Source organism: Aestuariivita sp., assembly GCF_021404545.1.
GTDB lineage: Bacteria > Pseudomonadota > Alphaproteobacteria > Rhodobacterales > Rhodobacteraceae > Aestuariivita.
This window is the reverse complement of sequence record NZ_JAAWWD010000061.1, coordinates 102,766-127,340: the sequence shown is the minus strand read 5'-3', so window position 1 is coordinate 127,340 and position 24,575 is coordinate 102,766. Positions and strand designations below refer to the sequence as shown.

Here is a 24,575-nt window from a genome sequence, read left to right as displayed (position 1 = left end):
TGCCTCCTTATTTGTTGACCCAGTTGGGCGCGCGTTTTTCGACGAAGGCGTTCACGCCCTCTTTGAAATCTTCTGTCTTGCTGAGATCGGCGATGACCTCGCGGGAATAGGCGATGCTGTCGCGCATGCCGTCGCGGGCATACATATCGTTGAGGACCCGTTTGGTCGCCTTGATCGCCGAAGGGGAAACCGAGCACAGCTCATGGGCCTTCTCCATCGCCTTGGTCATCAGCTGATCGGCTGGATAGACCGCGTTCACGCAGCCCATCGCCAGCGCTTCGGACGCGTCGATGGTGCGCCCGGTATACATCATCTCCTGCGCGGCCAGCCGCCCGACATAGCGTGACAGGCGCTGCACGCCCGATGCGGCGGCAAAAAACCCGACCTTGACCTCTGGCAGGGCGAATTTCGCGGTCTCGGAGGCGAGGATGATGTCACAGCTGAGCGCAGTCTCGAACCCGCCACCCATGGCAAAGCCGTTCACGGCGGCAATGATCGGCTTTTCCAGATCGAAGCGCGATGAGAGACCGGCAAACCCTGTCGGCGTCATCTTGGCCTTGCTGCCGCCCTGTGCCGTGGCCTTGAGGTCGTTACCGGCGCAAAACGCCTTGTCGCCCGCCCCGGTCAGCACGGCGACCCAAAGATCCCGGTCGGCGGCAAAGCTGTCCCAGCACTCGGCCATCTCGTTGTGCATATCGACATGCACCGCGTTATAGACATCGGGACGGTTCATCGTGACCAGCAGGATGTGTCCCTGCTTTTCCACGGTGATAAATTCATAGCTCATACTTTCAACCCTCCGGTGTCGATCTGGGTAAAGGCGCCGCCCGAGGTGGCAAGCTGGCGCAATGTATCCGCAGGGGCGAACTCCGCATCCTCCGCACCCAGCGTTTCCATACGGTCGAGCACGGCCTTTGCGCCCACCATATCGCCGTAAAACATCGGCCCGCCCGTGTCGGGGGGCCAGCCATAGCCGTTCAGCCAAACCACATCGATGTCGGAGGGGCGCTGCGCCTTGTTCTCTTCAAGGATCTTCACGGCCTCGTTGATCATCGGATAGATGCAGATCTCGATGATCTCCGCCTGGCTCATGGTTGCGGGCTCGGCCCCGGTGATGTCGCGGATGATCCCGGCCGTCACCTCGGAGGGGATCGGTCTGCGCGCCTCGTCGTAATCGTAAAAACCCGCTTTGGTCTTTTGCCCGCGCCGGTCCAGCTCGCACAGCGCGTCGCGGATCGGGTTGTCGGTCTGGGCGCCTTTCGACCAGCCGATATCCAGACCGGCCAGATCCGACATCTGGAACGGTCCCATCTTGAACCCGAACGCATTGAGGGCCGCATCCACATCCCAGGGCATAACGCCCCGATAGACCAGCTTGTTGGCCTGTTTCTGCCGCGCAAACAGGATACGGTTGCCCACGAAACCGGGGCAGACACCGACAAGCGTGGCAACCTTGTTGATCCGCCGCGCCAGGTCCATGCAGGTGGCCACCACGTCATCGGCGGTGTGTTTGGCGCGCACGATTTCGAGCAGCTTCATCACATTGGCGGGCGAGAAGAAATGAAGCCCGATCACATCCTGGGGCCGGGTCGTCATCGCGGCAATCGCGTCGATGTCGAGCGCGGAGGTATTCGTGGCCAGGATCGCGCCCGGTTTCATCACCCGGTCAAGCTCGGTGAAGATCCGGCGTTTGAGGTCAAGGTCCTCGAACACCGCTTCGATCACCAGATCGCATTCGGCCAGATCGGCCAGCGCGAGCCGTCCGTCGAAACGGCCCATGCGGGCCTCGACCTCGTCCTGGGGGAACCGGCCCTTGTCGGCCGAACGCTGGTAATTGCCGCGCACCACGCCCAGGCCCCGGTCGAGCGCCTCCTGCGTGGTCTCGACGATCTTGACCGGATACCCGGCGGAGGCAAAGTTCATCGCGATGCCGCCGCCCATGGTTCCGGCGCCGATGATGCCCACGGTCGTGATGTCGCGGTGGGTCACGGTTTCGGGCAGGCCGGGCACCTCCCAGGCACGCGCGCCCGCGGCGGCGATGTAACGGCCGATCTCTTCTTCGGTTGGAGGGGTCATACTTGTGCCTCTTGGTTGTCCAGACAGGCCGCGCGGATGGCGCGCCGGTCGATCTTGTCGGTGGCCCCGCGGGTCAATGGGGTATGCTGCACCCACAGGTGCGCGGGGTGTTTGAATTTTGCCAGATGACCATCCAGAAACGCCCCCAGATCGGCCCGCGTCAGATCGGTGCCCGCACGCAGCTGCACCGCGGCACCGACCGTCTCGCCAAGCCGCGCGTCGGGGATGGAAAAGGCCGCGGCCTCCAGCACATCGGGGTGCCGGTGCAACGCGCCTTCGACGTCCAGACAGGCGATATTCTCGCCACCGCGAATTATGATGTTCTTCTTGCGGTCCACAATCGTGACGTAGCCGTCATCATCCAGCGTGCCCAGATCCCCGGTCCGCAGCCAGCCGTCCTTCAGAACCTCTGCCGTGGCATCGGGCTGGTTGAGATAGCAGCGCATAATATGCGGGCCCTTGACGGTGATCTCGCCGATGGTGCCGTTGGGCACCGGGTTGCCCGCGTCATCCAGAATGGCCAGTTCCTGAACCGGCGGGTGCAGCTTGCCCGCGCTTTCGGGATTTGCGCGATATTCGTCGCCAATCGCCCCGATGCCCAACGCATTGGTTTCGGTCATACCCCAGCCGGTTGCGACCCCGGCATTGGGAAAGGCTTCCGCCAGCTGCGCGACCTGAGCGGCGGGGCGCTTGGCACCACCCGCGCCGAGGTAATCCATCTTGGGCAGCGTCTCGCCCATGCGGCGGGCGGCCTCCATCAGTTCGGCGGATTGCGTGGGCACACCCAGAAACCGGGTGATGTCATTGTCGCGCATCAGCCGGACCGCGTCCTCGGGATCCCATTTATGCATCAGCGTGATCTTGGCCCCGGCGGGCAGGCTCAACAAAAATAGCGGATGCGTGGCTGTCACGTGAAACAGCGGGGTCACCACCAGCGCCGAGGGGCGCGGCGGTTCTGGCGCATCCGGTGCAGGGGGGTCGATGAGCGGTACGATCGCGGCCTGTATCAGCCAGGAGAACACCGCATTCACCGCCCCGCGATGCGTCTGTACAACGCCTTTCGGATGATCCGTCGTGCCCGAGGAATACATCACCGCGAAATCGTCATCGGTGTCGATGGCCACCTGCAGCGGCGTGTCCGTTGCGGCCCCGTCGCGCAGGACCGTGAAATCATGGCCACCGCGCCCTTCACCATCCCGCACCCCGATCAGCGTCAGGCCAAGCGTGTCGCGCAGCGGTTCCAGCCGGTCCAGACGCGCCCCGTCGGCAAACACCACGCGCGCATCGCTGTCACGCAGGGCAAATTCCAGCTCTTGGGTTGTCCACCAGGCGTTGACGAACACCACGACCCCGCCAAAGGACGAGATCGCCAGGACCAGAATCAAAAGCTCGGGATAATTGCGCATCGCCACCGCGACACGGTCGCCCTGTTTCAACCCCAGCTCGTCCTGCATGGCATGCGCCATACGGTGTACCGCCTTGGTGAACTCGGCATAGGTCAGGGTCTCGGTCTCATAGGCGACATAGGGCCATGCGCCCTCCCCGTGGCGCGCCCAACCCGCGGCCAGAAGCGCCGGGACGGTGGGCGGGATATTGCGGAAGGCGCGGACGGTGACCCCGCGTATCTCAGTTTCATGGACCGCGAATGTCGGATCGGTTTCGACAACATGGCGCACCGCGTCTTCGGGCGTCATCGGTATTGCTGGACGCATCTCTCCCCCTCCCAAGGCAGATGTCCGGTCGCAGTCTCCTCAGATGCGACCGACTCCTTGCAAAGCAGATTAAGAAGGAAATGCGCGGCTGCCAATCCCGCAGAACGGAACGTCATTCCGCTGATTTGCATCTTTTGGCAGCGGTTGCCCGCCAAACCGGACGGCCTGGATTTGAGCTGGCCCGGCTTCGTGGTCTGAGAGCTGGACGAAAATCCACCGCCTCGGCTTTGGGTGAAGGGTGGTTGCTGCTGCCCGTCGACATGGTTCACTCAGAACGCCGAACGCCTCATGAATGCCGGTCACATTCCTTGTGTTGCGGGCCGCGAGCCGTGCTGCGGTGAGACGGTCACGTGGCAACCCAAAAAGCGCAGCTGTCGGTCGGCGACCGGCCCGGGCTTGCGAGGTCGGATGGGAAAGCCGTCCCGCTGCTTGGGGGCGGGTCAGACAGGCGGAGGCTGTTGCCGTGTCAGCTGTTCGACCAGAGCGCGGGCGCGGTCGAGCTCTTCGAGTGCGCGGTGCAGCCGATCCATGGCCTGATCCATCGCCTTCTCGGGTGCGGTGCCGGGATCCTGCGATGTGCCGTTGCAGAGGGTTTTGTAGGCCCGCTCGGTCTCGGGGGCGGGATCGATTGCGAGCTCCTGACGCAGGAGCGCGCGGCAGGCATGGTATTGCTGGATCGCGCGGCTGCGCTGGCCGGTACGCAGGTTCAGATGCATCATGTCGCGGTGCACATCCTCGCGCAGGGGATCGCGTTCGAGGATGCGGGCGCCAAGTGCCAGCGCGGCCTGATACTGCCCGGTATGGAGTTTGTGGCGCAAGAGATGGGCCATCCCGTCAAGCTGGCGCGCGGCCAGCCGGTCGCGTTCGCGCAACGCCCAGGTGTCCAGCACACCGGCCAGAAAATCGCCGGTGCAAAGCGCAAGACCGTCTTCAAGCCCTTGGGCCTCTGTCTGGGTCAGGTGTTCGGCAGGGATGGACAGGGTCGCGTCGAGCACCGCCTCAAGTTCGGCCGCGTCGATCAGATGTGCGCTGGCCCAGTTAAACCCGACCATTTCGGCATTCTCGGTCGACAGATACGATCCTGGCGGCACGCCCTTGGGTTCAAGGATCTGCCGCAGACGCCAGACTGCGGTACTCAGGCAGCGCCGGGCGCGCGGCGCGTCCTGATCGCTCCAGAAGTGATCCGCGAGTTCGGCCCTTTCATAACTGCGCCGCCCTCCCATCACCAGATAACCCAAAAGCTCCGCCACTTTGCGGGGCGGTTGCGGGTGTCGGCTGGGCTGAGGCACCGGGGGGTGCACACGGGTGACGCCGAACAGATTTACGATCAATGGGTCCATCAATACGTCCCTCGGTCGGGCGCCGCTGCGGGCGCCCCATAACAGAAATCTGCTCGTGTCTTGCAGCCGGGTTGATCCACGTCGGCTCGGTCTTGAAACCCGGGGCGGCACAGCCGGAAAACAAAATAAATGGGGTGAGAGAGCGGCCTCTCCCACACATGACAATACCAACGGACCTTAGCCTGAACACAAGATGCGTTCAACGCAGGCGTGTGGCGTAGGCTGAATCTTGCGCTGCGAGACTGACGTGACATGCGCGTGACATCTGCGTGAAGAGGCTGGGTCAAAGTGCTGTGAGTCGGTCTGTTTCAGGCCACGTCACGGGCGCGCGGCGCCCCTTTCGTTGGAGCAATCCCATGCCAGTCACCCCAACCTATCCGGGAGTTTACATCCAGGAACAATCCAGTGGCGTTCGGACAATCGCCGGTGTCGCCACCTCGATCACCGCCTTCGTGGGCTGGACAGCGCGCGTCACCGGACGAGACAATGTCGCGTATACCGTGCGCAGCTTTGGCGATTTCGAGCGACTGTTCGGCGGGCTGCACGAGGACAGTCTTTTATCCTATGCGGTGCAACAGTTCTTCGCCAATGGCGGATCAGAGGCGATCGTCGTGCGGGTGCCGCGGGTGGATGCAGAACCGGCCGCCATCACCCTGGAGGATGCGGTGGGAGGTGGCGCCAATGCGGCGCTGAGCGTGACCGCGGCGGCGACCGGAGAAGATGCCAATAACCGGCTGGTCGATGTGGATTACAACGGTGTCAGCGATGTCGCGAATTTCAACCTGACGATCACCGATCTGGACTCTGGTGCGATTGAGCGGTTCACCGATGTGTCGATGTCAGCGACCAGCCCGCGCAATGTCGAGGCGGTGGTGAACGATCCGGCCACCGGATCGAAGATGGTTATCGTCGAGATTGCCGATCCAGCGGCGGGGCGGCCCGTACAGACCGGTGCGGCGGGCGGCGATGTGGATCTAAATGCGCTGCTGAATGACAACGATTATTCGATCCGCATCACCTCGGACGTTCCGGTTGCGGCGATTGTGTCGGTGCCGGTGCCGATCTTCAACAATGGTGAAGCGCTGCCGCAGTCGATCCTGGGTCTGAGCCGCCATGTGGAGCGGCGCATCAACGAGGTGATCGGGCCGCTTGTTCCGGGAGCGGCGGTGCGTGTCGTACCTTCTGCCAGTGGGCAGGGGCTGCGCATCTATCCCGATTTCGATCCCGAGCTACTGGGCGGCGCGCTGGATGCCCGGCTGAGCTTTGCCGCCGGAGTGCCGAACTCGGCCCTGGCGCAGCTTGGGTTGTCGACGGGGACGCGTAACGTGGGTCATTACCGCCTTGGGCTGGGCCGGGACACCGAGGCGCAGACCGCCCCCGTGGCGGCGGTGGCTGGAACCGGCCTGCCGGACACGGCCGGGCTGGTGGGCAACGAAGGCAATTTCACCGGCATGCAAGCATTGCGTCAGGTGGATATGTTCAACATCCTGTGCATACCCGATGCCACGCGCAGCGCGCCGGGCGATCCCAATACCACGGACGGCACGGTCGATCCGAACGAGATCTTTGCGCGCGGGATGGAGCTGTGCCAGGCCGAGCGCGCCTTTCTTCTGGTCGATCCGCCGCCCGAGATCCGCGACACCGCCAGCGCCATTGACTGGATCAGCGGCGGGCTGACGGTGACGGGCAATCATGGCGCGGCCTATTATCCGCATCTGTTGTTCGTCGATCCGTTGCGCGCGTTTCAGTTGCGGCGGTTTGCGCCCTGCGGCGCCATGGCCGGTCTTTATGCGCGCACCGATACCAACCGCGGCGTCTGGAAGGCGCCCGCCGGGACAGAGGCCACGATCAGCCGGGTGCAGGGGCTGACGCAGAACCTCAACGATGCGGAGAACGGCGCGTTGAACCCGCTCGGGTTGAACTGCATCCGCAACTTCCCGGTTTACCGCACGGTGGCGTGGGGCGCGCGGACGCTGCAAGGTGCCGATCAGGCAGCGAGCGAATGGAAATACCTGTCGGTCCGGCGCATCGCGCTGTTTATCGAGGAGAGCCTCTATCGCGGTACGCAATGGGCGGTGTTCGAGCCCAATGCCGAACAGCTCTGGTCGCAGCTGCGGCTGAACGTTGGCACCTTCATGCAGCAACTGTTCCGGCAGGGCGCGTTCAAGGGCACCACGCCGCAGGAGGCCTATTTCGTCGCGTGCGATTCCACAACGACGACCCAGGCCGATATTGATCGCGGTATCGTCAACGTACTGGTCGGCTTTGCGCCGCTGAAGCCTGCCGAATTCGTCATCATCACCATCCAGCAGCTGGCTGGTCAGGTCGAGGTCTGAGGGGTCCGTCATGCCAACGTTCAACACCAACACACACCGGTATCACGAGTTGCCGAACTACAAATTCCTGGTCGTCATCGACGGCAGGACCGTGGCCGGCGTTTCCAAGGTCAGTGCGCTGAAACGCACGACCGAAGTCATCAAACACCGCGCTGGCGGCGATCCGTCCTCGTCTCGCAAGGCGCCGGGGCGCACCGAATACGAGCCGATCACGCTGGAGCGCGGCAAGACCTATGACCCGACATTCGAGCAATGGGCCAACAAGGTCTGGAACTATGGCTCGGGCCTTGGGGCGGAAAGCTCGCTGATGGATCTGCGCAAGAACATCATCATCCAGCACCTGAACGAGGCGGGGCAGGTGGCGATGTCCTATCGCATCTACAATTGCTGGGTGTCGGAGTTCCAGACGCTGCCGGATCTGGATGCCAACGCCAATGCCATCGCGATCGAGATGATGAAGATCGAGAACGAGGGATGGGAGCGCGACTATGATCAGCCCGAACCGACCGAACCCAGCTTCCTCGAGCCACAGTAACTGGGACGCTGGCGCCATGATGCGCCTTTGGGACAGCCTGCAAGCGCTGCCCGCATCCGCGCGGGCCTTGGTAGTGGCCGCGCCCTGGCTTGGGTCCGGGCAGAGCCTCGGGGCGGTGCAGGCGGCGGCGCTGACGGGATTTGCGCTGTCGTTTGGCGATCGGATCACCTGCCACGACCGCTGCCCGGACTGTGACACTGCGTTGGGGGTACAGCTTTCGGCGCAGGCGCTGATCGCGGCGCAAGAGGCCGCCCCCGAGGTGGCCGGAACACTGTCGCATGACGGCTGGACGGTGCGGTATCATTTGCCGACGCAGACCGATCTTGCGCGGCTTGACCGGGCGAGCGGGCCAGAGCGCATGCGCCGGGACCTGCTGCGCGCGACCGTCGATCACGTGACCGGAGACACGCGGACGCACCCGCCCGAGAGCCTGCCACCTGGCGTGGTGCTGGCGCTGGCAGAGCGGATGGAGCAGGAGGATCCGCTGGCCGCCGCGGAAATGGCCCTGGACTGTCCGGAATGCGGCGCAAGCTGGCAAAGCGGGTTCGATGCCTGTGCCGTGTTGCTGGCTCGGCTCGAGGCCTGGGCCCGGCGGACGCTGTGGGAGGTGCACCAACTGGCCATGCGCTATGGCTGGAGCGAGGCCCGGCTCTTGGAGATGGCGCCGGTCCGGCGCGAGGCCTATCTGCTAATGGATGTGCCATGACCGATATGTTCACCCGGTTGGCGGCCCGGCAGCTTGGGACGGCGCGCCTGCTGACCCCACAGCTTCCAGGCCTGTTCGAGCCGCAAGGCAGATCTGACGAGGGATTCGTCGAAGAGGTTCAAGCGCGCACCCCCCCGTCTGCGCCGTCGGCCGAGAAAGCGGCGGATACGCCGCCCGCGCCGCTGCGTGCACCGGCCCCCGAGCAGATCGCGCCGGAACCGTCGGCGCGGTCGCCCGCACCCCTGCCTGACCCTGAAACCGAGCGCACCGCACCTGAGACGCGGGTGCCGCTTGAGGTGAGACATGATCACCGCGAAATCGCGCATGAGCGGACCACCGAGTTTCGTCACATAACCCGTGAGCTGCACACGCTGCGCCGCGAGGAGATCTTGCAGGACGCGCCCGACCTCGCGCCGGATGTGCCGGACGCCGTGGCACGCCCGGTGGGCGACACGCCAGACGCCCGACCTGCGCCCGCACCGGTGCCGACAGTGCCGGACGCGCCGCATCTCCCTGAGGGCGTGCTGCCGCCGCCGGTCGTAGATGCGATGCCTCAGGCGGTGCCACCGATGCCAGTGACGAAGCCGCCGCCTGAGCGGCGGGTGGACGTGCATATCGGCCATCTGGAGATCCGCGCCGCACCGCCGCCCGCCCGGACGGCGCGGGTGCGGCGCAGCGCGGACAATCCGGCGCCTGATCTGAACACCTATCTGGGAGGGCGTGGATGAGCGACGGCTATGCCATGGCTGCGATCACCGCCGTGCTGCGCGCCCGGATCAACGCGCGGCTGGTGGCCAATGACGTGGCCTCGGTCGTGGGGGCGTTTTCGGTCACCTCGACCCCGCCGGACCTGATCTCCGGCGTGGCCAATGCCGATCCCACGCAGCTCAACCTGTTCCTGCATCAGGTCACGCCAAACGTGACCTACCGCAATGCCGACCAGCCGACCCGGTCGGCGGGCGGCGGGCTGACGACCCGTCCCGCTCTGGTGCTGGATCTGCATTACCTGATGACCGCCTATGGCGCGCAGGCCTTGTTCGCCGAGGTTCTGATGGGTCATGCCGCGCTTTTGCTCCACGAGGAGCCGGTGCTGTCGCGTCGGCACATCCGCGATGCGTTGCAAGCGCCGGTCCCGGCGGTGATTGCCGCATCGGGGATCGATGCCCAGGCCGAGCTGATACGCATCTCGCCCGAGGCGATCAGCTCGGAAGAGATGTCGCGTATGTGGTCGGCGCTGGATGCACAATACCGGTTGTCGATGGCCTATAAGGTGTCGGTCGCGTTTATCGAAAGCGAAAGTGCTCCGGGGTCTGCGCTCCCGGTGACGCGGCGGCTGATCCGGGTTCTGCCGACATTGGGCGCGCATCTGACCGGGGTGTCGGCACAAGGTGGCGATGGCCAGGCGCTGACCATGGCGGACACGGTTGTGATCGACGGAACGAGCTTGGCTACCGATGGGCTCAGCCTGCTGTTTGGGACGGTCACCCACATGCCGACCGCGGCACAGATCACACCCCTGCGTATCGTTCTTCCGCTGGCGGATCTGGCGACACCGCCCTTGCCGGGTCTGGTGCCGCTGAGCGCGGTGATCGCGCCCGATCTGGGCGATCCTCCGGTGCCGCATCAGGCGTTGAGGTCCAACACCGTTGCCTTGCCGCTGGCGGCGACATTCACCCATGTGGTCACACCCGACAGTGAGCGCGACGTTGATGGGGTGACCTATCGCACCGGTGACCTGACGCTGACAACGACGCCCGCGATCGGCGCGCGGCAGCGCGTGAGCCTGTCGCTGAACCAGCTGGGCAGCGCGCGCCCGCGGCACTACAGCCTTGACGCCCCGCGCGACAACGGCGTGACGGCCCCGGCCGAGACCACGACCCAGATCGTGTTCCGCTATACGGATGTCGCTGCGGGCGATTACCTGCTGCGCCTGCGTGTCGATGGCGTGGATTCGCCACTGGGGTTTGATGGGGCGGGCAATTTCGACAGCCCGCAGGTGACGATATGAGCGGCACGCCACAGCAGCGGGATCAGGCGGTGCTGGCCGAGGGCCTGGCCCGGATCCGCGCCAGGCTTGAGGCCGAGAGTGCCGCGCCGGATGGCCCGGACTTCCTGGAAACCGCGCGCGGGACCGCATTGGGTCGCATCGTAGACCGCCTGGGTCTGACCGCGTTCGAGGCCGATCTGCTGCTGTTGTGCGCCGGTGTCGAGATGGACCCGCGCATTGCCCAGCTGGTCGCGGGTCTGCGTGGGCCCGGCAGCGGCGCGGAGGCCAGTTTTGCCGTCGCACTTGCGGTGCTGGACGCCCCGCACTGGAACGCGCTGTCGCCGGGGCGGCCGCTGCGGTACTGGCACTGTCTTACGCTGGAGGGCCGGTCGCCGACCCGGGCCGGGCTTGCGATTGACGAGCGGACGCTGAGCGCGCTGCTGGGCCTGCGCGACCTGGACCGGCGCCTGCTGGAGCGCGCTGACCGGCCCGTCTATGACGATGCGCTGCTGCCTCCGTCGCAACTGCGGGTGGCGGAACGGTTGCGGGACAGCTGGGACCGTGGTCCGGTGCATCTGAGCCTGGATGGTCGCCACATGCACGACCGGCAGCGCGTCGTGGCCCAAGCGGCGCGCAAGGCGGGGCGGCTGCTGTGCCGGATGCAGGCTGCCGCGATACCTTCCGACATCGAAAGCCGCAGCCTGATCCAACGGCTGTGGGAACGCGAGTGCCTGTTGCAGCCGCTGGTCCTGATGATTGAGTTGGAGGACGGCGATCCGGCAGCAGCACTCAGCTTTGCACAGGGTTGCGCCTGCCCGATCCTGTTTTCGGCGCGGCGGCGCGTCAGCGGGGCGGGGTCCATCGCGTGTCTCAGCGTGCCGATGCCCAGCCCGGACGAACAGGAGGCGCTGTGGCGTCAGGCGCTAGGGTCCACCGCCAATGGCGCCCTTGAAGAACTGCCGCAGGTGCTGGGTCAGTTCGATCTGGCCGCAGCAGATATCCAGACCCTGGCCACCGCCCGCGGTGACATGCCGCTGTGGGACCGCTGCTGCGGATTGGCCGAACCACGGCTCGCCGCGCTTGCCGATCGGGTTGAAACCGAGGCGGGTTGGGCCGATATCGTCCTGCCCGAACGCGAGCGCGAAACGCTGGAACATCTGGTCGCGCAGGTGCGCAATCGCTTCATCGTCTATCATCGCTGGGGCATGGCCGGGCCGGGCGCGCGCGGGCGCGGCGTGACGGCTTTGTTTTCCGGCCCGTCCGGTACCGGCAAGACGCTGGCGGCCGAGGTGCTGGCGAACGCGCTGCGGCTGGATCTTTATCGTATCGATCTGTCAGCGGTGGTCAGCAAGTATATCGGCGAGACCGAAAAGAACCTTGCCCGTATTTTCGACGCCGCCGAAGGCGGCGGTGTCGTGCTGCTGTTCGATGAAGCGGATGCTCTGTTTGGCGAACGCAGTCAGGTCAGCGACAGCCATGATCGCTATGCCAATATCGAGATCGCTTACCTGTTGCAGCGGATGGAATCCTTTGCCGGGCTGTCGATCCTGACGACGAATATCCGCGACGCGATCGACACGGCCTTTGTGCGGCGGATTCGGTTTCTGATCGACTTCCCGTTCCCCGACAGGGCGTTACGCCGCGAAATCTGGGCTCAGAGCTTTCCTGTCGAGGTTGTGGCCGAGCCGATGGATCTTGAGCGACTGTCCCGGCTTAACGTGGCAGGCGGCACCATCCGAACCATCGCGTTGAATGCGGCGTTTCTGGCCGCCGACCAGGCCTGTCCGCTGAATATGGAGCATATTCGACGCGCGGCGGTGTTTGAATACGACAAGATGGGTCGGTTGATGAGCCCGACGGAATTCGAGGGGTGGTCATGACCCGCTATGCGATCCGCCAGCGCCAGTGTCGCGCGGCCGAGCGGGTGACGCTGCGCATCGACCGCCTGGACCTGCATGGGTTTTCGCCCAGCACCGCCCGCCGGATTGCAGATAGCCTGACCGGTGCGCTGGCGCGGGAACTGGCCGGGCTTGAGGTGCTGCCGGAGCTGTCGGCACGGCAGGATACGGCTGTGGCGGCGATGCCCGACCGGGGCGCGGCCTTGCCCGAAGATGTCGGTGCGGCACTGGCACACAGGATTATCGGGCGGATCACGCCATGAGACGTGCGGTGGACCACACCGGTGCTGCGCCGGACAGAGCTCTGTCCAGACCCATGGCGACGGAACCGGATCCCCGGCTGGTGGTGGATTTCGCGATGCAACTGGGGTTGGCACCGCAGGACGCCCAGGTGCGGTTCGACACACATGCCCGGGCCTTTGGCGCGCGCGGCGTCGTCAAGGACGGCGTGGCGCATGTGGATCCCGATGCGCACCCGCTGGGATCGGGTGCGGCGCGCGCGCTGCTGGCGCATGAGATGACCCACCTGGCCCAGCGGGCGGAACGGGGGCTGGCGCCGCAGGGCGATGCGGAGGCCGCCGAGCGTGAGGCACGGGACATCGGTGCCCGGGCCGCGGCTCTGTTGCCGCTCTACGCCCCGCGGGCCGTCCTGCCAAAGGGGGCTGTGGCGCGCGATACCGGCACGGCGGTGGCCTCCTCGCCCGCGCAGCCGGGGCCGACACTGGACACTGCCGACGGGTTGCAGCAGCGGATCGACGACCAGGCGGACAACCTGTCTCCGGCGCAGACAAGCGCGCGTGACCGGATCAGCGCGACATTGGACGGGATCGTCACCGACGGGGAAATGACGCAGATTCTGAGTATTCTGGATGCGCATCCGTTTGTGACGGCCGCTGCGATGATCCGCGCATTGCCCCCAGACCGGCGCGCGCGGATTCCGGGCGAGCTTGGCGATCAGCATCACCGCGATTATGCACGCTCGGCTCTGGCGGCCTATGCCGGGCTTGCCCGGACGGATGTGGACCGCTTCAAAGAGCGCACCTTCGAGAGCCTGCCCTATGACGCGTTGCGCGGTCTGGAAGTCGTTGCGCTGGATCTGGTGCTGGGCGAGGTCGAGCGGCAGCGGCCCAGGCTGCTGGTGGCGCTGATGCGGGGCGAGGTGGGCGCCGAGATCAGCGCGCGCATCAGTCGGCCCTTTGGCGAGCCGGTCGGGGACGAGCGGGACCGCGCCCGCACCACCCGGGACGATGAGACCGAATTCACCGAAAGCCAGTTGGCCCGGGCGGCGCTTTTGGCGCGACGGGCACAGCGGATTCTGGAGGACAATGAAAACGCCGATGCGGCGCGGCAGGTGCTGGACATGCTGCGCCCGCTGGCGCCGATTGTAGAGCCGGAACCCCAGGCCGATACCTCCGAACAGGCGGATGACACTCCGGCACCTCTGGATGAGTTCGGCGGTGCGCTGCGCACGGTGCCGCCGGTCCTGGAGGCCGTGGCCATCGAACTGCGGCGGCTGGGCGTGCTGGAGGTGTTGTTTCGGGCGACCGACCGGGACGATGCGCTTGGCGGCACCTATGCCGGGCTGTTCTTTGCGCTCATGGCGCGGCGACCGGTCTGGGAGAACCTGGCCTCTATCCAGGACTTGCTGTCGCGGTCGTTCTTTGACTGGGCGATCCGCGACTGGGAAGCGCAATATGCCTATCGGTTGCTGCGCGCGATGCCTTTGGAAGCGCAGTACCGGTTCAGGCAGCTTGAAGGCGGCGTCTATTACCGCCGCCTGGAGGAGGAAATCCCGCGCGATCTGATCCGGTCGGGGGTCTATGTCGGTATCGAAGTGACCGAAGACGAAACCGGTCAGCTGGTGTCGAGCGCACGCGACTATGCCGATCTGCTGGAGCAGGAGGGGCGCGATGCCGACATCCTGCGGGCATCGGTCAACGATGTGCTGCGCGTTGGCGAAGAGGTGCGGCGACATGGGAACTGGAGGCGCCTGTTCGAGATGCTCCAGAGCATCTTGGCGACCGATCCCGGCGTTCCTCATCAGTTGACCGCACTGAATTACGTGGTGCGCCGTTTGGATACGCTGGGTGTCATTTCCCCGATGATCGACGGGCTGCCGGACCAGTACCTTTATGCCCAGGACCGCCGACCGGTGACCATGGAGATCTTTCTGGCGCGCGATCCGATACATCTGGTGGAACATGCCCGCGATCTGATGTCGACAAACTGGTGGCCCTGGTCCTTGGACACGGCGGTGACCGACCGCGATGCCTATATCGCGTTTCGGCTGATCCGGGCGCTGCCCCCGCATGAGCGCGAGCAGTTCTTCAACCGTGGCGGCGGTGAAGAGCTGGCCGAGATCTGGTCCGAACTGCACAGGCGGATGCGCGACAGCCGCGACATGCATCTGTTCGTGTCCCGCGACGGTGGATTGAACCGCGAGGACGTGATCGCGCGGCTGGAAGCGACCGACCCCGGCGAGACACTCTGGACCCCGGAACGCCGGTTCGAGCTGGACGCGCAGATCCGCATGGCGATTGCTTTTGGCGCCTATGATCGCGTGTTCCGTATCTCGGAGCAGCAGAGCGCCTATCAGGTCGCCGAACTGGCCCCGATCGTCGCGCGGTACCGCCTGTTCGACCGTCGCCCGGATTCGCGCCGGACCGAGCCGGACCCGGACGCGCTGCCCACCTGCATCCTGTCGACGGTGGGCGCGCTGCAATTCCTGCAACCTCTGGGGCGCGCTCTTTACCTGACCCTGCCGACAATCACCAGTCTGCTGGATCTGTTCATCTTCGGCAGCGATTTCCTGCTGGGCCGCCGCGGCGGCGGGTTCCGCATCGATCTGGAGCGGGCCCTGAACTTTGCCGCGATGACGCTGGACCAGACGCAGGTGCGGCTTCCCGAGGGCGGGACCGAGCGCGACGCGCGGGGTGAACAGGAAAACACCGGTATGGTCTGGTTCAACCTGCCCGACCGGGAAATGCATCTGCGCGTGCCCGATCTGCGGTTGGAAGGGTTCAACCATCTGTTCGGTACGACGCGGGTGGAAACCGGGCCGATCCGAATCTCCGGGTTGCACGTGGTCGCTCAGTACCGCGATGAATACTACACCACGCCCAGCCGGATCCAGGGCGACGCGCAGCGGTTGACCGTCACCAGCGGCGGCATGCTGAGCCCTGATACCGCGCTGACCTTTGGCCAGGTGGATCTGTCGGCCTTGCAGATTGTCGCCCAATCGGTGGATGCGGTGGAGGGCTCGGGACAGACCTTGCCCCAAGGCACATGGATCCCTTTGCCGTTCATGTTCTTTACCATGCTGGGGCTGTTTGAGGTCTATTCGCATCTGAGCGCCTTGGCGGAAGACGAGACGATCCAAGGGCTGACCGGGCGGACGATTTCGTTCGACCGGATCGACATCAGTGGTTTTTCCACCAGCGACGGTACCCGGTTGCAGGCATTGGCCATTACCGATTTCGATCTGGGGATCGCGACCACGCCGGACCAGCATCTTCGCAACCGTATTGCCCAGGCGCGGCGGCATCGGGATCGTTTGTCGCCGACGGATCGCGACGGTGCGGCAGGGCAGCAGTTGCTGGACGAGATTTCCGGGATGGAATCGCAGCTTGAGCAGGCCGACGCGGTCGAGCGCGAGCGCCGCGATCTGGCGCGCCGATACCGGCAAACCCCCGACAGCCTTTCGGAGCCGCAGGTGCGCAGGCTGGTGGCATTGGAACGGGCGCGGCGGCTGGGCGTCACCATCGACATCGGCGGTCTCGAGGCCACAGGCCTGCGGTCCGCACTGGATGCGGACCGCATCTCGTTGCAAGGCATTTCCGGGCAAGGCCAAGGACAGACCGCCCTGCGCCTGTTGGCGGCGACCGGGCTGGACCGGCTGGCCGATCCGGCGGCACTCGGCCTTTTCCGCGAACGACTGGATCACGAGGCGGGCGCGGCGCAGGGATTGCCGCCCTCGACCGACGAGGGTCTGTCGCTGACCATCGCACGGGTCGAGGCGGAAGGGCTGGGATTTACCTATGTGCCGGATGTCGAGGTGTTGAACCAGATGATCCAGATCACCCAGGATCTGGCGGCGGCTTATCCCGACCCGCCGCGGCATGCGCAATACGAAGACGCGCGGCTGCGGCTTTCGGTCCTGCTGCCGCGTGTGGTTGCCTATCACGAACTGGCCGACCAGGATGTCGCCGATCTGACCCAGAGCCAGCGGATCGAACTGGCCCGGATGCGCCGCCAATTGCGCGCCGCGTTTTACATCGACATCGGCGAGGCAGAGGCCACGGGGGTTACGCTGGGGCTGACACTGACGCCGCGGGCAGTCGGTGTCAGCGCCGGATTTGAGCATTTCATCCTGCGGGACATTGAAGGGCTGGGGATCGAGATTGAGTCCTTGGAGGGCGAGCAGGTTGATCTGTCGATCAGCCTTCTGGTGAACATGCTTCAGCGGGTCTTCCGGGGTCAGCAGGATCCGGGGTTTGACATGGTCGCGGGCGGAGGGCTGAACGCCGGGCGTCTGACCCTGACCGGCGCAAATGCGGCGCTCTTTGGCGTTCAGGTCGCGAATCTGGATGTGCGCGGGCTGGAATCGACCGCGCACCGGCTTGAGAACGGTTGGCAGGTCGACATCCCCCGTCTGGAACGTCTGACCCTGTCCGGGGTCGACCTGCGCTATGGCCAGGACGTAATCCAGGCGCCGGGGACGGCGGTCATGATCCAGTCCAATCTGCACATGACCCTGCTCACCGACCCGGAAAACGACGGTGCGCTGCGGGAGATAGCGCTGTCGGGTCATATCGGCCGCCTGTCCTATGAGGGCGGTCCGGGGCCGATGATCTATCAAACCGAGGCGCCGTCCTTCTTTCAGCCCGAACCTGAGCCGGGCGAGACACCGCAGGCACCCCGGCGGATGCAGATCACGGTGCATGGCGGGTCGCTGGGCGGGATCGACTTCGACAATCTGCGCTATGTCGCGCCGACGTCCGAGACCGGCACGGAGGCGGATGCCTCGGGGTTGCATGGCGGCGCACGGGTTCAGACCATCGATGCGCTTCAGGTGGCCGGTCTGGTACACGAAGCGATGACGGGCGGAACCGGTGGGCCAGTGGTCACCCACGCGGCCGAAGGCACGGTGTCGAGCTTGCCAGAAGCCGAAGTGTCGCCGGGCGCGGCGCGGGCAGCCGCGCTTGAGGTTGACTTTGTCAGTGGCGGATTTCTCAACAGCGGTGGCCGGACAGATGTGCGGATGAACGAGGTCGATCTGAGCGACGGCATGCTGGTGATCGGCGACAACCGTGTGACGATCCGTCGCCTCGGTAATCTGGGTGCGGATGTGAGTTATTCCGAGCGTCTGATCCAGATCAACGATCTGTCCTTCGATGATCTGGCGATCCGCAATTTCCGCTGGCGGACGCGCGGAGGCGTTCTGCTGGAGGCGCGTCGATCCGCCCATATTCACGGGTTCTCGCTGTCCGGGCGGATCGAACGCGAGACCGACCAGACTCCGCATGTGACAATCACCTCGATGCGGATACCGCTGATGACGGCGGGGCATTTCCGCTATGTCGATCCGGGCCGGAACCTGACGCTGAGCTTTGACAACACGGGCCGGGACAATCCCGAGCATCAGCCAATCGAGCTGACCGATTTCCGGGTCGACGGGCTGGACTGGAGCGGGGGTCTGCCGACCTCCGGCGATATCCATCTGGGCCGTTTGCGGACCTATTTCGACGCCACCCTCGGCGAGCGGTTCAGCGCCAATGGCAGTGCCGATGCGCAAGACCTCAACTTCCAGTTCCAGGAGGGCAATCGTGTGGTTGCCCGGATCGGTCGACTGGATGCCGATGCGGACGTGACGGCGGGGGACACCACGACAAGCGTCGCGGTCGAGAACCTGCGCACCGCCGAGGATGGCGGCATCACCTATACCCACGGGCAGGGCCTGTCGATCAACAAGCTGCGCGTGGGCACGGTGCAAGTGAACCAGCTGACCCTTGACGGCAGCTCGATGCGTATAGACATCCCCATACCGCTGGCCTCGGGCACCGCCGGGACGCCGGTCGGAGATATCCGGCTTGAGGATATCAAGCTGAGCGCAGAGATAGATTTTCATCCATCCGAACACGAAGACGCGCCCGCGTTCCAGGAAATCCGCATCACCGAGCTGGAGATCCCCAGGATCAGCGCCAGCGGTGTGGGCATCACACTGAAATCGCTGGGCGCCGAAATCACCTTGCCGGAAAGCGACAGGGCCACGATCGACAATGTACGGCTGGGATCGACCGAGAGCGGCGCGCTTTTCACCGTGCAGGCAGATTTCGATGCGGGCGCCGGCACGACAGAGTATCTGCTGACCGGCCTGATAGAAAGCGGACGGATCAACATTCCGAACATCGCGGCCGATCTGCCGGGCATTCTGCAAGGGCAGGGCGCGTTGACAATTGACACGGTCGACGCCGATTTCCTGGGCGCCGGAGGGTACCAGATCGACCTGAATCAGCCATCGCTTTCGCAGCTCAATCTGGATCTGGGGCGCCTTTTGCCATCTGCGGTCTTCCGGCTGTTGCGCGGGGCGGACGGCTCGGCGCCAAACCTTGGGGCCGAGCGCATCCGGCTGACCCCGGACGGTCTGGAGGTGCTGCGGGCCCAGAGTGGGGCGTTCGAAGTTCATATCCCCGACATGGGCGTGCGCGTGAGGGCGCAAAGCTTCTCGGGAACGCCGGATATCTCGATCGCCTATGCCGAACCGGTTCCATACACATCGACAGGCGAGACCGACCAGGTGATCCGGCTGAACAGCGCGATCTTCAGGGATGCGTCCATTGTCGTGGACGATGTCTCGGCCCTGCTGCCCGAAGATACGCGACCCGCGGGCACCGAACCGGACATGCGCGACCTCTTGCGGTCCTACAGCGTGCAGTATCGCGATCTCATCGATACCGCGACGGGACAGGTCAGTCTTGATATCGATATGACGCGAACCGACGAGGAGGGCGAAGCGCAGGTTCCCATCGACCTGGATGTGCGGATCGGTGTCACCGATGGCGCGGCGGATCTGAACCCTTTGATGCAGGCTCTGCGGGCCCAGGTACGCAGGCTGGTCGATGAGAAAACGGATTTTGGCGGATGGCTGAATATCCTTCGGGGCAATGTCGATGACGACAGTTTCGACATCCAGCTTGGCGAAGCGCTTTACAACAATCTGTTTGATCCGGACCGCGAAGCGGAGCCCGACTGGATCACCATCGTGGAGTTCGGCCTGACCGATCCTGACGGGACAACCCCGACCGGCGTGACTGTGGGGTCCGTGCCCTTGCGCGCATTGATGCGGATGAATACGCGCCTGGGGACAATGGCCGAGAGCGGCGGGACGACCGGGCCGCTCCAGATCTCCAACGTCTTTGTCGATCTGAGCATCAACAATCCCAATCCCTTCGATTTCAGCTTTGGGACGGCACCTGGCACGCATGGGACGATCCAGCTCGCCCCCGATGGGATCGATCATTTCCAGATCAGGACCAACTTGCCGGATACCGACCTGGACGCCGAGGCCGCGGAACCGGAAAGCTCGGGTCCAGGTCGCGAAGCCCCGTCTGAAGCCCCGCCGTCGTTCACGGTTCAGCTCAACGCTGAAAGAGCCCAGCTTCAGACCCTCAACGTGGCCCTGTCGGGTGGGGCTGGCCGCGTCGAGGTCGGTGCGATTACGGTGTCCAACGGCAGTGTTGGCGGCGCCGCCCTGAGCGGATGGGTGAATATCGAAGGCAGTGTGCCAAAACGGTTGATGGTCAATCTGGCCCAGATCGAATTCAGCGACATCGAGTTTCGCAAGCCCAACCCGAGGGGTGGGCCATGAACCGGACGCGCGCAGATAAAGCCACGGCGATGCCGGATCGACGGCCCGGTGCGCGCGCCGAGAAAGATGCACGCGCCGCCACCCCCGACCGGATCGCGTGGTCTGCGGGGCTGACAGATGCGCCGCCCGCCCGCGCCCAGCCCGAGGGTATGGGGCGCCCATTGCAACCCGCGCTCCTTCGGCGTTTCGGCAGGCGCTTCGGCGCGGATCTGTCGATGGTTCGGCTGCATGACGATGCCGTTGGCGCGGCGGTGGCGGCCGATCGCGGGGCGCATGCACTGGCCGAGGGACGGCACGTCTACGCCGACAGGTCCGCTTTGACGTCGCAGACGCCCGAGGGACGGTCCCGGCTGGAGCACGAACTGGCGCATGTGGCCCAGTCCGAGCGTGCGGGCGGCGCGCCGGTCAGTCTGGCAGACGAGCGCACGGCGGGCGGTGGCTTTGGTGCGGCGGCCCCCCGCGTGGCCTATGAGACGGCCGAGAAGCGCGCGCCCGAAGACGCTCATGTCCTGTTTGAGCATGATGATACCCATGTCGATGAAGAAACGCTTGCAGGCGCGCTGAGCCTGGTTGAGGGGCACAGCGGCGCCGTTCTGGTGGAACTGCATGGCTATGCCAGCAGCGAAGGCGGGAGCAACTACAACCACAATCTTTCGGCGCATCGCGCGGCGCGGGTTCAACGTGAGCTTGCCCCATATCTGCCGGAAGGATCGCAGATCGTGCTGGTCGCCCATGGCGAGACCTCGGAGTTTGGTGACCGCTACACGCCCAATCGCAGGGTTGGTCTGCGTGTCCGCCCGATGCCAGAGCGCGCCGAGGCCGACAGCACTGCGGCGGTCCCGCTGCACCCGCGCATGGCGCAGACCACCGATCCGCAACCGGAACCTGCGCCTGAAACCCGCCCCGAAGGGCCGGCAGCGGCAGAGATAGCGGTTCCGCCGCCCTGGTCCTGGGTGCCACCCGTGCGGTATCACCTGGATCTTGACTTTGGCGCCCCCGATCCGATGCGGCCCGACCTGCCTGTCGTGCGACCTGGATGCCCGTTTGCCCCTGGGCTGGACCAGATGGACTGGTTCGAGATCATGCGGCCCCTGCGCAGCCGCGGCGGCCAGTTGTCGGATGAACAGACGCTGTCGCTGATGGGCAGCTGGTCGGCTGCGGCCTGCAGCTATACGCGGATGCTGACACCGATCCTGGGTCCCGCGCTGGCCGGCCAGACCGCCGCCAAGGGGGTCAATCTGGGCCTGTCCTCGGCGATGGAGGCCAGCGCCTATTGGGACAATCCCACGCAGATGGACCGATACGACCAGCACCTGCGCCAACAGGGCATTGAAACCACCATCATCCCGGTGAGCGATATCATCCTCGGGATCTACCGCTTTGCCACCGATTAGGGAGATCGCGCCATGCCGACTACATATTCTGCCTCGCCGCGCGCGCCACGCGTCCGCCAGGGCGGTTTTGTGCTGATTGACAGCGAGACCGACGCGGTCGAGCGGGTGATCGCGTTCCAGTACAATCCAGAAAGCCTGTCGCGGTCGATCCAGGCGCGCGGCGCGGGCGAGGGTGGCGACCGGGCCGAGGCGTTGCGCCTGACCGGGCCACCGGTCGAAACGATCAGCATCGAGGCCGAGCTGGATGCCACCGATCAACTGGAGTTTCCGCGTGACAATCCGACCGCGGTCGAAGTCGGATTGCATGCGCAGCTCGCCGCACTCGAGAACGTGCTTTATCCCAGCGCCCAGAGCGTGCAGCAGACCCACGACCGGGCGCAGCGGGGCGAGTTGGAGATCATCCCGCGCAAAGCGTCGCTGGTGCTGTTTGTGTGGGGCCAGGACCGGGTGGTTCCGGTGGTCCTGTCGGATATGAGCGCGGTCGAGGAGGGCTTTACGCCCGATCTCAACCCGCTGCGGGTGCGGCTGAGCCTGAACATGACGGTGCTGACCACCAGCGATGTCGGCTATGGATCCCGCGCCGCGGCGATGTACCGGGCCTATCACCGCAACCGCGAGCGGCTGGCGCGGCAGCAACCGCAGGGTGCAATCAACGATCTGGGCCTGGAGGAGCTGCCATGACCGCCGATCCGTTGACACTGTTGGGTATCGTGCAGCCCGAAGGCCCGGGCATCGCAACGCTGCTGACGCCGAACAGCCGGTATTACAACCTGCCGATCAAAAGCCGCACGTTGCCCGACGGGCGCAGGGTGACCTATCTGACGCGTCGGTTTCCGGTGGACCCCGACCAGATGCGGGTCGTCGCCGAGCACCGCGTCACCGACAGTGACCGGCTGGACCGGTTGGCGGCCAGCTATCTGGGCGATCCGACGATGTTCTGGCTGATTTGTGACGCCAACCTTGCACTGGATCCCGATGCGGTCCTGGCCGAAGCGGGCATACGGGTGGTGATCGCCATACCGGAGGGGGATCTGTGACCGGGGGCGCGCATCTCACGCTTCGCATGGGGCCGGTGATTGCGACGCCGGTCTCGGCCGCGATCGTCGACAGCGTGGTCGAGGTGCAGACCACCGAGGCCAGCAAGGGGCGCAGCGGGTTTCAGTTGCGGTTCACCTATTCCGAGGACAGCGAGATGGGCCGCGAGGTGACGCGCGGCATCCTGTTCGAGCCACCAAACCGGGTGATCATCTCGATCACGCTGGCGGGGCGCGAACAGGTGCTGGCCGACGGGATCATTACGCGGCAGGATTTCGCACCGTCGAACCAGGCCGGGCAAGCGACGCTCAGCCTGACCGGCACCGATGTCAGCCAGATGATGGATCTGGTCGATATCTCGGCGATCCCGATGCCGCCGATGCCGCCTTTTGGACGGGTGGCGTTTCTGCTGGCGAAATACGCGATGTATGGCGTTGTGCCTGCGGCAACGCCGTCGCTGTTTCTGGCGGTGTCCAACCCGCTGGAGCGGATCGAGATGCAGGCCGAAACCGACTATGCCTATATCAACCGGCTGGCGCGCGAGGCGGGCTATATCTTCTTTGTGGCCGCGGGTCCCGCGCCAGGAATGAATATCGCGTATTGGGGGCCGGAGGTAAAAGTGGGCCCGACGCAATCGCCGATGCGCATCAACATGGACGGCGAGAGCAATATCGACAGCTTTTCCGTGAGTTATGACGGGCTGAAGAAGAACATCTATTTTGTCTTCTACCGCAATGACGAAACGCATGTGAACATTCCGATCCCGGTGCCGGGGATCAACCCGATCAACCCGCCGTTGGGGCGTCGTCCGCCGTTTCCGATGGGCTATAAGCTGCTCAACCGCCGTCCGCCCGCGCGTGAACGCGACGAGGATGACGAAGAGGCAGACACCGCCGCGGATACCTTTCCGGTGACCGCCGCAAAGGCGCTGGGACAGGCCTCGCGCAATGCCGAGATCATCAGTGCCTCGGGCTCGCTGGATGTCACACGTTATGGCGAAGTGCTGCGGGCGCGGCGGCTGGTTGAGGTGCAGGGCGCCGGTCATCTGCATTCGGGCGCCTACTATGTCGACAGCGTGACCAGCACGCTCAAGCCCGGATCGTTCAAGCAAAACTTTCGCATGACGCGGAACGCCAGGGTGGCCTGGTGAGAAAAGGAGCGCGCATATGACCGACCGCCGCTATTACGGCAAGTTCCGGGGCACGGTGATCAACAATGTCGATCCCCTGTTCAAGGGGCGCATCATGGCGCAGGTGCCCGATGTGCTGGGGGCCACGCCGTCGGGCTGGGCGATGCCGTGTTTCCCGTTTGCCGGACCGCAGATGGGGGCCGTTGCGCTGCCGATGGTGGGCGCCGGGGTCTGGATCGAGTTCGAAGGCGGCGATCCGGGCAAGCCGATCTGGGTGGGCGGCTTTTATGGCACCCCGGCCGAGGTACCGGCGCTGGCAAATGCGGCGCCACCGGGCGTGTCGAGCGTGGTGATCCAGACATTGGGTCAGAATACGCTGATGCTGAGCGATGTGCCCGGGCCGACAGGCGGTGTGCTTCTCAAGACCACAACCGGCGCGACCCTGACCATGAACGACACCGGGATCACATTCAACAACGGCAAGGGCGCGATCATCGCCATGGTGGGCAACGTCGTGACCGTCAATGGCGGCGCGCTGACAGTGGCCTGAGCCACAAGAC

17 protein-coding genes are annotated in these 24,575 nt (G+C 65.1%); 13 read left to right on the top strand and 4 right to left on the bottom strand.

Going from position 1 to position 24,575, the window contains the following annotated elements:
• Positions 1-7: 7 nt before the first annotated feature.
• The 4 genes from HEP69_RS19090 to HEP69_RS19075 all read right to left on the bottom strand — a co-directional run bounded on the left by HEP69_RS19090 (position 8) and on the right by HEP69_RS19075 (position 5,128).
• Entirely contained in the window at positions 8-787 is a 780-nt protein-coding gene (locus tag HEP69_RS19090) for an enoyl-CoA hydratase-related protein (RefSeq protein ID WP_290560095.1), read from the bottom strand.
• Positions 784-2,076: a 3-hydroxyacyl-CoA dehydrogenase gene (locus tag HEP69_RS19085; RefSeq protein WP_290560094.1), complete on the bottom strand. Its 1,293-nt coding sequence runs from the start codon at positions 2,074-2,076 to the stop codon at positions 784-786. The genes HEP69_RS19090 and HEP69_RS19085 overlap by 4 nt, the downstream gene beginning before the upstream one ends.
• Positions 2,073-3,788, bottom strand: a complete 1,716-nt coding sequence (locus tag HEP69_RS19080) for a class I adenylate-forming enzyme family protein (protein WP_290560093.1) — start codon at positions 3,786-3,788, stop codon at positions 2,073-2,075. Before HEP69_RS19080 ends, HEP69_RS19085 begins: the two co-directional genes overlap by 4 nt.
• A gap of 440 nt (positions 3,789-4,228) precedes the next feature.
• Positions 4,229-5,128, bottom strand: coding sequence for a BTAD domain-containing putative transcriptional regulator (locus HEP69_RS19075; RefSeq protein WP_290560092.1), 900 nt, complete (start codon positions 5,126-5,128; stop codon positions 4,229-4,231).
• A gap of 356 nt (positions 5,129-5,484) precedes the next feature.
• Here HEP69_RS19075 and HEP69_RS19070 point away from each other — a divergent pair, with 356 nt between their 5' ends.
• From HEP69_RS19070 to HEP69_RS19010, 13 genes are read left to right on the top strand one after another with little or no spacing between them, the layout of a single operon-like run.
• Positions 5,485-7,464, top strand: coding sequence for a phage tail sheath C-terminal domain-containing protein (locus tag HEP69_RS19070; RefSeq protein ID WP_290560091.1), 1,980 nt, complete (start codon positions 5,485-5,487; stop codon positions 7,462-7,464).
• Between the two features lie 10 nt (positions 7,465-7,474).
• Positions 7,475-7,999 carry a phage tail protein gene (locus HEP69_RS19065; RefSeq protein ID WP_290560090.1) on the top strand — a complete coding sequence of 175 codons (525 nt, stop codon included), beginning with the start codon at positions 7,475-7,477 and terminating at the stop codon, positions 7,997-7,999.
• Between the two features lie 16 nt (positions 8,000-8,015).
• The gene (locus tag HEP69_RS19060; protein ID WP_290560089.1) at positions 8,016-8,705 is read left to right on the top strand and encodes a hypothetical protein; all 690 of its coding nucleotides are present in this window, start codon (positions 8,016-8,018) and stop codon (positions 8,703-8,705) included.
• The gene (locus HEP69_RS19055) at positions 8,702-9,433 is read left to right on the top strand and encodes a hypothetical protein (RefSeq protein ID WP_290560088.1); all 732 of its coding nucleotides are present in this window, start codon (positions 8,702-8,704) and stop codon (positions 9,431-9,433) included. Before HEP69_RS19060 ends, HEP69_RS19055 begins: the two co-directional genes overlap by 4 nt.
• Positions 9,430-10,713, top strand: a complete 1,284-nt coding sequence (locus HEP69_RS19050; RefSeq protein ID WP_290560087.1) for a DUF4255 domain-containing protein — start codon at positions 9,430-9,432, stop codon at positions 10,711-10,713. The genes HEP69_RS19055 and HEP69_RS19050 overlap by 4 nt, the downstream gene beginning before the upstream one ends.
• Positions 10,710-12,572, top strand: a complete 1,863-nt coding sequence (locus tag HEP69_RS19045; RefSeq protein ID WP_290560086.1) for an ATP-binding protein — start codon at positions 10,710-10,712, stop codon at positions 12,570-12,572. The genes HEP69_RS19050 and HEP69_RS19045 overlap by 4 nt, the downstream gene beginning before the upstream one ends.
• Positions 12,569-12,853 carry a hypothetical protein gene (locus HEP69_RS19040; RefSeq protein WP_290560085.1) on the top strand — a complete coding sequence of 95 codons (285 nt, stop codon included), beginning with the start codon at positions 12,569-12,571 and terminating at the stop codon, positions 12,851-12,853. Before HEP69_RS19045 ends, HEP69_RS19040 begins: the two co-directional genes overlap by 4 nt.
• A 53-nt stretch (positions 12,854-12,906) precedes the next feature.
• The gene (locus HEP69_RS19035) at positions 12,907-20,457 is read left to right on the top strand and encodes a hypothetical protein (protein ID WP_290560084.1); all 7,551 of its coding nucleotides are present in this window, start codon (positions 12,907-12,909) and stop codon (positions 20,455-20,457) included.
• Complete coding sequence (locus HEP69_RS19030) at positions 20,454-21,851, top strand: DUF4157 domain-containing protein (protein ID WP_290560083.1); 1,398 nt, start codon at positions 20,454-20,456, stop codon at positions 21,849-21,851. Before HEP69_RS19035 ends, HEP69_RS19030 begins: the two co-directional genes overlap by 4 nt.
• 12 nt (positions 21,852-21,863) lie before the next feature.
• Positions 21,864-22,532, top strand: coding sequence for a hypothetical protein (locus HEP69_RS19025; RefSeq protein WP_290560082.1), 669 nt, complete (start codon positions 21,864-21,866; stop codon positions 22,530-22,532).
• Positions 22,529-22,888, top strand: a complete 360-nt coding sequence (locus HEP69_RS19020) for a hypothetical protein (RefSeq protein ID WP_290560081.1) — start codon at positions 22,529-22,531, stop codon at positions 22,886-22,888. Before HEP69_RS19025 ends, HEP69_RS19020 begins: the two co-directional genes overlap by 4 nt.
• Positions 22,885-24,036 carry a hypothetical protein gene (locus HEP69_RS19015; protein ID WP_290560080.1) on the top strand — a complete coding sequence of 384 codons (1,152 nt, stop codon included), beginning with the start codon at positions 22,885-22,887 and terminating at the stop codon, positions 24,034-24,036. Before HEP69_RS19020 ends, HEP69_RS19015 begins: the two co-directional genes overlap by 4 nt.
• A gap of 16 nt (positions 24,037-24,052) precedes the next feature.
• Positions 24,053-24,565 (top strand): phage baseplate assembly protein V, encoded by a 513-nt coding sequence (locus tag HEP69_RS19010; RefSeq protein ID WP_290560079.1) that lies wholly within the window; start codon positions 24,053-24,055, stop codon positions 24,563-24,565.
• Positions 24,566-24,575: the final 10 nt, after the last annotated feature.

Bases quoted from the DNA above. Each gene is read 5' to 3' on its own strand.
- HEP69_RS19090 (WP_290560095.1), bottom strand. From the start codon at position 787: ATGAGCTATGAATTTATCACCGTGGAAAAGCAGGGACACATCCTGCTG.
- HEP69_RS19085 (WP_290560094.1), bottom strand. From the start codon at position 2,076: ATGACCCCTCCAACCGAAGAAGAGATCGGCCGTTACATCGCCGCCGCG.
- HEP69_RS19080 (WP_290560093.1), bottom strand. From the start codon at position 3,788: ATGCGTCCAGCAATACCGATGACGCCCGAAGACGCGGTGCGCCATGTT.
- HEP69_RS19075 (WP_290560092.1), bottom strand. From the start codon at position 5,128: ATGGACCCATTGATCGTAAATCTGTTCGGCGTCACCCGTGTGCACCCC.
- HEP69_RS19070 (WP_290560091.1), top strand. From the start codon at position 5,485: ATGCCAGTCACCCCAACCTATCCGGGAGTTTACATCCAGGAACAATCC.
- HEP69_RS19065 (WP_290560090.1), top strand. From the start codon at position 7,475: ATGCCAACGTTCAACACCAACACACACCGGTATCACGAGTTGCCGAAC.
- HEP69_RS19060 (WP_290560089.1), top strand. From the start codon at position 8,016: ATGATGCGCCTTTGGGACAGCCTGCAAGCGCTGCCCGCATCCGCGCGG.
- HEP69_RS19055 (WP_290560088.1), top strand. From the start codon at position 8,702: ATGACCGATATGTTCACCCGGTTGGCGGCCCGGCAGCTTGGGACGGCG.
- HEP69_RS19050 (WP_290560087.1), top strand. From the start codon at position 9,430: ATGAGCGACGGCTATGCCATGGCTGCGATCACCGCCGTGCTGCGCGCC.
- HEP69_RS19045 (WP_290560086.1), top strand. From the start codon at position 10,710: ATGAGCGGCACGCCACAGCAGCGGGATCAGGCGGTGCTGGCCGAGGGC.
- HEP69_RS19040 (WP_290560085.1), top strand. From the start codon at position 12,569: ATGACCCGCTATGCGATCCGCCAGCGCCAGTGTCGCGCGGCCGAGCGG.
- HEP69_RS19035 (WP_290560084.1), top strand. From the start codon at position 12,907: ATGGCGACGGAACCGGATCCCCGGCTGGTGGTGGATTTCGCGATGCAA.
- HEP69_RS19030 (WP_290560083.1), top strand. From the start codon at position 20,454: ATGAACCGGACGCGCGCAGATAAAGCCACGGCGATGCCGGATCGACGG.
- HEP69_RS19025 (WP_290560082.1), top strand. From the start codon at position 21,864: ATGCCGACTACATATTCTGCCTCGCCGCGCGCGCCACGCGTCCGCCAG.
- HEP69_RS19020 (WP_290560081.1), top strand. From the start codon at position 22,529: ATGACCGCCGATCCGTTGACACTGTTGGGTATCGTGCAGCCCGAAGGC.
- HEP69_RS19010 (WP_290560079.1), top strand. From the start codon at position 24,053: ATGACCGACCGCCGCTATTACGGCAAGTTCCGGGGCACGGTGATCAAC.